Annotated in this window: 7 protein-coding genes and 1 pseudogene; 2 read left to right on the forward strand and 6 right to left on the reverse strand. The window is 61.5% G+C overall.

Annotated elements, in window-relative coordinates:
• Window positions 1–324: FCD domain-containing protein (locus tag Q0072_RS16725; RefSeq protein ID WP_298332461.1), on the forward strand; the 324-nt coding region annotated here is incomplete at its 5' end.
• Window positions 325–514: 190 nt separating this feature from the next.
• Here Q0072_RS16725 and Q0072_RS16730 read toward each other — a convergent pair.
• The 5 genes from Q0072_RS16730 to Q0072_RS16750 form a co-directional block, all read right to left on the reverse strand.
• The gene (locus Q0072_RS16730) at window positions 515–1,762 is read right to left on the reverse strand and encodes a dicarboxylate/amino acid:cation symporter (RefSeq protein WP_298332528.1); all 1,248 of its coding nucleotides are present in this window, start codon (window positions 1,760–1,762) and stop codon (window positions 515–517) included.
• 126 nt (window positions 1,763–1,888) lie between these two features.
• Window positions 1,889–3,472 (reverse strand): sodium/solute symporter, encoded by a 1,584-nt coding sequence (locus tag Q0072_RS16735; protein WP_298332530.1) that lies wholly within the window; start codon window positions 3,470–3,472, stop codon window positions 1,889–1,891.
• Window positions 3,473–3,731: 259 nt separating this feature from the next.
• Window positions 3,732–4,667, reverse strand: coding sequence for a TraB/GumN family protein (locus tag Q0072_RS16740; protein ID WP_298332532.1), 936 nt, complete (start codon window positions 4,665–4,667; stop codon window positions 3,732–3,734).
• A gap of 39 nt (window positions 4,668–4,706) precedes the next feature.
• Window positions 4,707–4,922, reverse strand: coding sequence for a helix-turn-helix transcriptional regulator (locus tag Q0072_RS16745; protein WP_298332535.1), 216 nt, complete (start codon window positions 4,920–4,922; stop codon window positions 4,707–4,709).
• Between the two features lies 1 nt (window position 4,923).
• Window positions 4,924–5,397, reverse strand: coding sequence for a DUF2975 domain-containing protein (locus Q0072_RS16750; RefSeq protein ID WP_298332538.1), 474 nt, complete (start codon window positions 5,395–5,397; stop codon window positions 4,924–4,926).
• Between the two features lie 456 nt (window positions 5,398–5,853).
• On the opposite strand from Q0072_RS16750, the gene Q0072_RS16755 reads away from it, so the two are divergent.
• Window positions 5,854–8,277: a glucan 1,4-alpha-glucosidase gene (locus tag Q0072_RS16755; RefSeq protein WP_298332540.1), complete on the forward strand. Its 2,424-nt coding sequence runs from the start codon at window positions 5,854–5,856 to the stop codon at window positions 8,275–8,277.
• A 145-nt stretch (window positions 8,278–8,422) separates the two neighbouring features.
• Here the strand turns inward: Q0072_RS16755 and Q0072_RS16760 are convergent.
• A pseudogene (locus tag Q0072_RS16760) lies at window positions 8,423–8,528 on the reverse strand (IS5/IS1182 family transposase); the annotation flags it as partial.

The raw sequence follows: 8,528 nt of genomic DNA on the forward strand, positions 1-8,528 counted from the left end.
CTGATGGAGGCTGAGACCCTGGCCACCGAAGCCGGGCGCAAGGCCGATCTCGACTTCCACGACGCTTTGATGCACGCCACGCACAACGAAGCCCTCGCCTCGCTGAGCCACTCGATCGGGGCCGCCGTCGCCTGGTCCACGCGCTTCAAACAGCGCCATCAGGCCCTGACCCGCGACCCCATCCCCGACCACCGCCGCGTCTTCGATGCCATCAAACGTCAGGACTCAGGCGCGGCCAGATGGTGCATGGAATCGCTCATCCGCATGGCCCTCGACGACACCCAGCGCTCTATGCAGACACAGTACCTCGAACCGAGGGGGTAAGGGATTTAGCCACGAAAGGCACGAAAGGTTTTTGGCCACGAAAAACACCAAAAGACACGAAAAGCGCTGTTGAACCTGTCTTGCCCGAAGAGCCTTTTCCTACGTGCGGCAGGTACAATGTTGGGCGCTTCGCGCCGGGCGCTCAGCCTCCCCTTTTCGTGTTTTTCGTGTTTTTCGTGGCCAATCCTGTCTATTCAGCCTTGGCCCTGACCAAGGGCGAGGTCGCTTCGAGCAGGCCATTTTCGCGCGCCACCAGCGTCGGAATGAGGATCTGACCCGTCACATTGGTCGCCGTGCGCACCATGTCGATAATGCGGTCGATGGCGGCCAGCAGCGCGATCCCTTCCAGCGGCAGACCCGCCGTCGAAAGCGTCAGGGTCAGCATGACCGTCGCCACGCCCGGCACGCCGGCGGTGGCCAGCGACCCCAGCATCGCCGTGAGCGCGATGATCACATAGTGGCTTTGGGTCAGCTCGATATGGAAATAGTTGGCCACGAAGATCGAGGCGATGGCCGGATAGATGGCACCGCAACCGTCCATCTTCATATTGGCCCCCAGCGGCACGGCAAAGCCTGCATAGGCCGGATTGAGCTTCAGCTTTTCGATGGCCGCATTGAGTGACACCGGCAGGGTGCCCAGCGACGAGCAGGTGAAAAAGGCCGTCTGCTGCGCTTCGAACACGCCCTTGTAAAAGGCCACGACGCGCAAGCCATGCAGCTTGAGCAGGATCGGATAGACGACAAACACGTGGATCAGGCAGGCTAGATAGATAGCCCCGATAAAGCTCAGGAGCGGCGTCAGGCTCTCAAGCCCATACGACCCCACCACCGAGGCGATCAGGCCGAACACGCCAAACGGCGTCAGCTGGATCACCCAGCGCGTCAGCTTGAACATCAACTGACTGCCCTGAGAGACAAGGGTTTTCAGCTCGGCCGCGCGGTCGCCCAAAGCGCTGAGGCCCGCCCCGACAAACAGGGCGACAAAGACGACGCTCAGGACCTGACCTTCGGCAAAGGCCTTGAAAATATTGGTCGGCACAATGCCGATCAGCACGTCCTGCACCGGCGGGATGACCTTGGGCTTGACGTCGGCCAGCGGCAGACCGCTTAAGCCCCGGCCCGGCTCGATCAGGTGGCCGATGGCAAAGCCCAGCGACACGGCCAGACCGGCGGTGATGATAAACCACACAATCGTCACCACCCCCAGACGCACGGCCTTACCGCCGCCGCCTTCGCCCAGAGCCCCTTCGCCCAGCCGCGCAATCGACGACGCGATGGTGAAGAAGACCAGCGGCACGACCAGCATCTTGATCAGATTGACAAACAGGTCGCCGATGGGCTCGACCCACGGCACGGCCTGCTGACCGAAGACCACCCCCACCCCGGTCCCCAGCGCAAAAGCCACCAGAACGCGCAACCAGAAGGGAATTTTGGACATGTCGAGCCTCATCAGTAAGCGCACGAAGATAGGCCGAAACGCTAACGGCGCAAGCGAGGAAAAGTAACGGGTGAAATTAGGGACATTGCCCCCTCACCCTAACCCTCTCCCTCAAGGGAGAGGGGATTATAGCAGCGGGGTGACCAGAACCGCCGTGAACAGCAGCAAACCCAGTGATAGCCAGCGGTAATTCCTGTACCACGGCACGCCTTTCAGTGCGGCGCTTTCACGGTCCCACACGGCGCGGGTGAAGACCAGTGCCGTCACCGAAGCCTCCGGGGCCGGGCGCCACAGGCTGCCGGTGATCAGAGCGGCGGCGCTGACGACGAAGATGACAAAGGCCGCAACCAGAAAATGCAGCGGCAGAGCCCCGATGATCTCTACACTGATGAACAGGGTGAGGCTCAGCATCGTGCCGACGATCAGGGCACAGGCCGCGCCAAAGGCATTGGCGCGTTTCCAGAACAGGCCCATCAGGAACAGGGTCGCCACGGGCGGCACGAAATAGGCCAGCATGGCCTGAAGATAGTTCCACAGCGTGTCCTGAATGGCCCCCAGCATGGGCAGCCACAGGATCGACAGGGCCATGACGCTGAGGATAGCCAGCCGCCCGGTCAGCAGCAGCCGCGCCTCAGAGGTGTGCGGACGCAGCGCTTTAAGGAAGTCGAGCGTCACCAGCGTCGCCGCCGCATTATAGTTGGAGGCCAGCGACGACAGGATGGTGACCAGAAACACCCCGGCGACCAGCCCGACGACGCCCGTCGGCAACAGGCTGAAAGCCAGAGCGAAAAAGGTCTGATCCGGGGCTTCCAGCGCCGGGAACAGCAGCGGCGCGCACAGGCCCGGCACGACCAGCAGCCCCAGAGTCGTCAGCTTGAGCCCGCCCGCAAACAGGCTGCCCCAACGGCCATGATCGAGCGATTTAGCGGCCAGCACTTTCTGCACCATGTACTGATTGGTGCACCAGAAATAGAAGCCGATCAGCGGCAAACCGGTAACCAGCCCCGTCCACGGCAGCACATCATCCGTAGACGGACGAACCAGATGCAGCCGCAAAGCTTCGCTGTGGGCCGCAACCGCCTGCCAGCCGCCGACGGCCTTCAGCGCCAGGACGCTGATGACCGCGCAAACGCCGATCAGGAAGACGGCCTGCACCGTGTCGGTGATCAGCACGGCGCGCAAGCCTCCGGCGACGAGGAACAGCCCGGCGCACAGCGACAGCAGCGCCCCCACCTCAAACAGGCTGAGCGCCGGAAAAAGCAACCGGAACAACAGACTGCCCGCAAACAGCAGGCCTGCCGTATCGACAAAGGTCATCAGGGCGATCGACAGGCCCGACACATAGGTGCGCGCAAAGCGGCCATAGCGCTTTTCAAGAAACTCCGGCACGGTGAAGACGCCCGACGACAGATAGGTCGGCAGCACCACGGCGCAGAACAGGGTCAGGACCAGCACCGCTACCCAGTCGTAATTATAGACGCTGATCCCATGCGCGTAAGCCGAGCCGGGCACGCCGATCAGGGCCGAGGACGACAGGGTGGCGGCGTAAAGCGTGAACCCCACCACAGGCCAGCGCGCCTGACCCGCCGCCAGAAACTGCTGCTTGAGCGTGGTGATCTTCAGCCGCGACAAAAGCGCCAGCGCCACCAGCCCCAGCACATAGGCCGCCGCCACGCCGATATCGATGCTGTTGAGGTGAAACTGAGTCACGGCCCGCCCTTGTTTTTTTCAAAGCCCCTTATTTTATGAAAGTTTAGTCCAGACTCAGACAAAGAGGTATCCACTTCGGTGCCTGACGCAAAAAAAGCGGCAGACGCCCTAAGGCCTCTGCCGAGTTGCGATCCAGCTTTGCGTCATCCAACAGGCGCAGGGGCATCGGATCGGGTCTAAGCTTTTGTTTAGTCGCGCAATTTTTCCGAAACGAAGTTCGGCGAAGCCAAAAGTGGTATCCACTTTGTCGGATTGCGCTCTAACCGGGGGTGCGGACCTGATAACCCTGTGCCCTCAGCTCGTTCACCAGCCGCTCATCCAGTAATAAAGGCACAGGCAGAAGGAGAACGCTGCGGCGGGTGCCCTGCATGGCCGTATCGACCATGCGCAGTGTGTCCGCTGTCCATTTCGCGCGTAACTGCCCCCCCAAAGCCTCGTGGCAATCGGCCTTCGGCTGAGCCCGCAGGATCGCTTTCAGGCCGCCCACCTCCCCGTTGGCCCAGGCGTCGGTCTGTGCGGCGGTTGTGGCCACCATATACTCCGTGAGATCGAGCATCCCTGACAGGCACCGGCGGCCCTCGGCCTCATCAATAGCGTTGGTCTGTTTGACCAGAGCACGCGTCTCCATCCGGGAAATGCGGGCGACCTTCACCTTGTGACGCTTGGCGACCTGAGTGAGGTGCTGCGAAATGGCCTGCGATGAGAAGCCTTTTTTTGTGCTGACGGCATCCAGAAAGCGGACGCCCGCCCACAAGGGCCGGTCCTTTTCGATGTCGCGCGTATCGATCTCATACGTCCGGGCGAGTTGAGCCCAGCGGGCGTATTCAGCCGGTGGCAGAACATCACGCAGGGTCTGACTGCCGGGCAAATCCTTACCGCTCATCACGGCGTAAAGCGCCAGAAGACCGAATTTCGGGGCTGGCGGCAGGTAAAGCCCTTCGGCGTCGGAAAGTATCCGGTCTATACGGGCGCTGTCCCACGTTTTTGTGGCGTCAATCCGCAAGTCACCGATGAGCCAGACGACCTTATCGTCTTTGATAACCTTCCACAGAGCGGGACCGGGCAGGTTTTTGACGACACTGACTTCGGTCAGGGCCCAGTCATCTGCGGCGGGCGTCAGCGTGACGGAGGTCTGAGCACAGGCCGACCCGGCCGCCGCCACAAGTGCAGCGGCGAAAACGATAGATTTGAGCATGGGCTCCCCTCTTTTGTCTTTCAGGCGCCACAGCGCCGCTTAAGTTTTGTCGTCCGGCTGATAGGTGATCAGGTCGCCCGGCTGGCAATCCAGCTCACGGCAGATCGCCTCCAACGTCGAAAAGCGGATGGCCCGCGCCTTGCCCGTTTTAAGGATGGACAGATTGGGCAGGGCGATGTCCACGCGCTCAGCCAGCTCGGACAAGGTCATGCGACGCGCATACAGCAGATCATCAAGCTTACTGATGATGGGCATATTATACCGTGCCTTCCAGATCCTCACGCAGGTCGGTGCCGATATCGAAAATATGGGCCACAACAAAGCACAGCACGACCGGCAGAAGCCCTTTGGCCAGAGATGCTATCAACGCTTCGGGCGCGCGTGAGGCATCGGCCAGAAAAACGAGGATCGGGTGAGCCACATAGCCCGCTGTCAAGAATATACCGATCCAGCGCAGGCGCGTGCCATTTTCCGGCGTGAAGGGGGTGCCGGCCTGACCAGAGCGCACCACCGTCAGCAGGTTCATAAACACAGGCACCGCCAGCGCAATCATAACAAGCGCGGCAACGGACACGTCGATTTGCGTCCCCTTCGGCCACGGCTCTGGCCCAAAAGCGATGAGCATCCCCAGACGGATCGAACTGAGGACCGCGCCGATGGCATAAACGACAAGCGCGGCCTTAAGCAGCCAGAGCGTGCCGGTGAACAGGTGGCGGCGTTTTGCAGGCATAAGACCCTCCCGGATAAATTTCATGATTATCGATAAATCCTATAGCGAAGAATGTCAAATAATTTAATGATAAACATTAAATTTAAAGATTGGCATGGGCTTGTGCCTGATATTCAAAGGGACGCAGAGGCGAAACAGTTTACAGCAATTCAAAAAAGGGGGCTAACAGGCACAACCCGCCGACACTCAGTAAGTACTCCACCACCGCATCCGCATCGGCGGTCCGATCACCGCCTGCGGCGGCTCGTGCGGTCCCATCGCTGGCGGAAGCTATATGTTCGCTGGCGCTATACGCCAAATGAGTTGGGGAGGTATGAAAGAGCTGAATACGTATTCACGTCGGGGGCGGGTTTCGTCAGGGGCGGCGGCGCTGTACCAATAGGGAAAGAGTGTAAAAACGCGCCGCCGCAGAGGTCCTCTTCTGCCGCCAACGGTGCGTGTTCAGGGAGTGTCCATATGTCCAAGCGCCTCATCGCATCGGTAAGCCTGTGCGCCCTTCTGGCCGCCGCTGCCGCCGCGGCTGCCCCAGACAGCGAAAAGCCGAGCAATACCGCCCACACGCCCAATCAGGTCGTCTCGACCGACGCCACCGACGGCCCCGCAGAGGCCTCGCCCTGGGCGGCGGCGACCAAGCAGGGCATCGGGTCGTCCTATGAGGCCTATAAGAACCTCCAGTATAGTGACAAGGCCACCACCGGCACGGTGTCGAAGGTGTGGTTTTCGCTGGCCAACGGCGTGGTGTCGGAAACCATGTACGGCCTGATCCACGAAGCGCAGATCCGCGATCTGTCGCTCGTCCTCGTGGGCGATGGCTGGGTGGCGAGCGAAGCCGCCGATACGGTGTCGCACATCGACTATCTGCATAAGGACAAGGCCGGGCGTCCGCTGTCGCCCGCCTATCGCCTGACCAATACGGACAAGCAGGGCCGCTTTGTGGTCACTAAGGACGTCTTCACCGACCCGGACCATCAGACCCTGATGCTGCGCGTCACGGTTAAGGCGCTGAAAGGCACGGTGACGCCCTATGTCGTGCTCGACCCGTCGGTCAACAACACCTCCGGCGACGATCAGGGCGATGCGTCGAAGACCGCGTTGCGCGCCTTTGACGGCCCGCACGCCCTGTCGCTGCGCGCTTCGGTCCCTTATGAGGCCGCCAGCATCGGCTTTACGGGCAAGGACGCGCTGGTGGGCCTGTTGAAAGACGGCACGCTGGGCGCACTGAACGCCAAAATCAGCGAAAAGGGCAATATCCGCGCCGTCGCCGCCTTCAAGCCGGTGACCACCTCAGCCACCTTCGATCTGGCGCTCGGCTTCGGCAAGGATGTCGCCGCCGCGGATAGGGAAGCCGCCGCGACGCTGAAGACCGGCTATGCCACCGTGCTGGCGCGCTATAACGGTCAGGGCAAGGCGATCGGCTGGGAAGACTATCTGGCTTCCTTAAGCGAATTGCCGCGCCTGACGGCCCAATCGACCGACAATGGTAAGCTGCTCTACGCCTCGGCCCTGATGCTCAAGGTGCAGGAAGACCGCACCTATGCCGGGGCGCTGATCGCCTCCCTCTCGAACCCGTGGGGCGAAACCGTCTTCGCCAAGCAGTCGGCGACGGGCTATAAGGCCGTGTGGCCGCGCGACTTCTATCAGGTGGCGATAGCGCTGGCGGCACTGGGCGATAAACAAACGCCGCTGGCCGCCTATCATTACCTGCCCAAGGTGCAGGTCGGGCCGAACACGCCGGGCAATAAGGGTGACGGCGGCTGGTTCCTGCAAAAGGCGCACGTCGATGGCACGCCGGAATGGGTCGGCGTGCAGCTCGATCAGACCGCCATGCCGATCATGCTCGGCTGGAACCTCAACCACCGCGGCCTGATGAGTGATGCCGATCTCAAGGCCTCCTGGGCTTCGATGCTCAAGCCCGCCGCGACCTTCCTCAAGGATGGCGGCACGACGCATATCGGCTGGAATAACGCCAAAATCAACCCGCCCTATACGCAGCAGGAGCGCTGGGAGGAGCAGGAAGGCTATTCGCCCTCCACCACCGCCGCCATTGTGGCCGGGCTGATCGCCGCCTCTGACATCGCCGCGCGGTCGGGCGACGCCGATATGGCTGCGCAACTGAAGGCCCGCGCCGCCGACATTTCGGCGAAGATCGAAGCCCGCATGGTCACCACCACCGGCGCCATCAAGGGCGGTAAGGACACCTACTATATGCGCCTGTCGCGCTCGGACGACGCCAATAATCCGGGCGTGCAGGACGAACGCAACGGTCGCAAGGGGATGCGGGGCGACCTGATCCTCGATGGGGGCTTCCTGGAGCTGGTGCGCTATGGCGTGCGCCGCGCCGATGACGCCAACATCGTCCGTTCACTGACTTTCCTTGATGACGAGACCCTGCCGGAGAACCTGCGCGTCAAATACACCTTCCGTTTCAAGGGCGTTGAAGGCGCCTTCCCCGGCTTCCGCCGCTATGGCAATGACGGCTATGGCGAAGACGAGACGACGGGCGCCAATTACGGCGTTCTGGGCGGCTCGACCCCCGGTCAGCGCGGCCGCGTGTGGCCCTTCTTCACCGGCGAACGCGGCCATTATGAGTTGGCCCGCGCGGCGCTGAAAAGCGGTGGTGTGACGGATACGGACAAAACGCGCATTCGCGCCACCTATGTGCGCGGCATGGAGCTGTTTGCCAATGAAGGCCTGATGCTGCCGGAACAGGTGTGGGACGGCGTCGGTGTCAAGCCGGCGGGCTATGAGACGGGTGAAGGCACCAACTCGGCCACGCCTCTGGCCTGGACCCACGCGGAATATGTCAAGCTGCTGCGCTCTCTGGCCGATGGTCAGGTGTGGGACCGCAACCCGCTGACCGCAGAGACGTTTGCGAAATAAGCGGTTACACCTGGATCACTATGATTTCTGGTAGAAATCATAGTGATCCAGGTTTTTGCTTTGCCCCTCGCCGGGTACGGGCTGCGCCACCTTGGCCGCCGCCTCAATGGCGGCTTGAGCGGAATGATTCCATTAGGCCGTAGACTCATAACGCTTTGATCCAGATGCGAGAGGCTACAATCTTGACAGCGGCAAGGAAGTTAAGGGGATTTTTGTCGTATCGTGTGGCAATTCCCCTGAACTGCTTGAGC

This window comes from Asticcacaulis sp. (genome assembly GCF_027484505.1).
Lineage (GTDB): Bacteria > Pseudomonadota > Alphaproteobacteria > Caulobacterales > Caulobacteraceae > Asticcacaulis.

What these genes read in the sequence shown, in the direction of transcription:
- Q0072_RS16730 (WP_298332528.1), bottom strand. Translation starts at nt 1,762, where the DNA reads ATGTCCAAAATTCCCTTCTGGTTGCGCGTTCTGGTGGCTTTTGCGCTG.
- Q0072_RS16750 (WP_298332538.1), bottom strand. Translation starts at nt 5,397, where the DNA reads ATGCCTGCAAAACGCCGCCACCTGTTCACCGGCACGCTCTGGCTGCTT.
- Q0072_RS16745 (WP_298332535.1), bottom strand. Translation starts at nt 4,922, where the DNA reads ATGCCCATCATCAGTAAGCTTGATGATCTGCTGTATGCGCGTCGCATG.
- Q0072_RS16740 (WP_298332532.1), bottom strand. Translation starts at nt 4,667, where the DNA reads ATGCTCAAATCTATCGTTTTCGCCGCTGCACTTGTGGCGGCGGCCGGG.
- Q0072_RS16755 (WP_298332540.1), top strand. Translation starts at nt 5,854, where the DNA reads ATGTCCAAGCGCCTCATCGCATCGGTAAGCCTGTGCGCCCTTCTGGCC.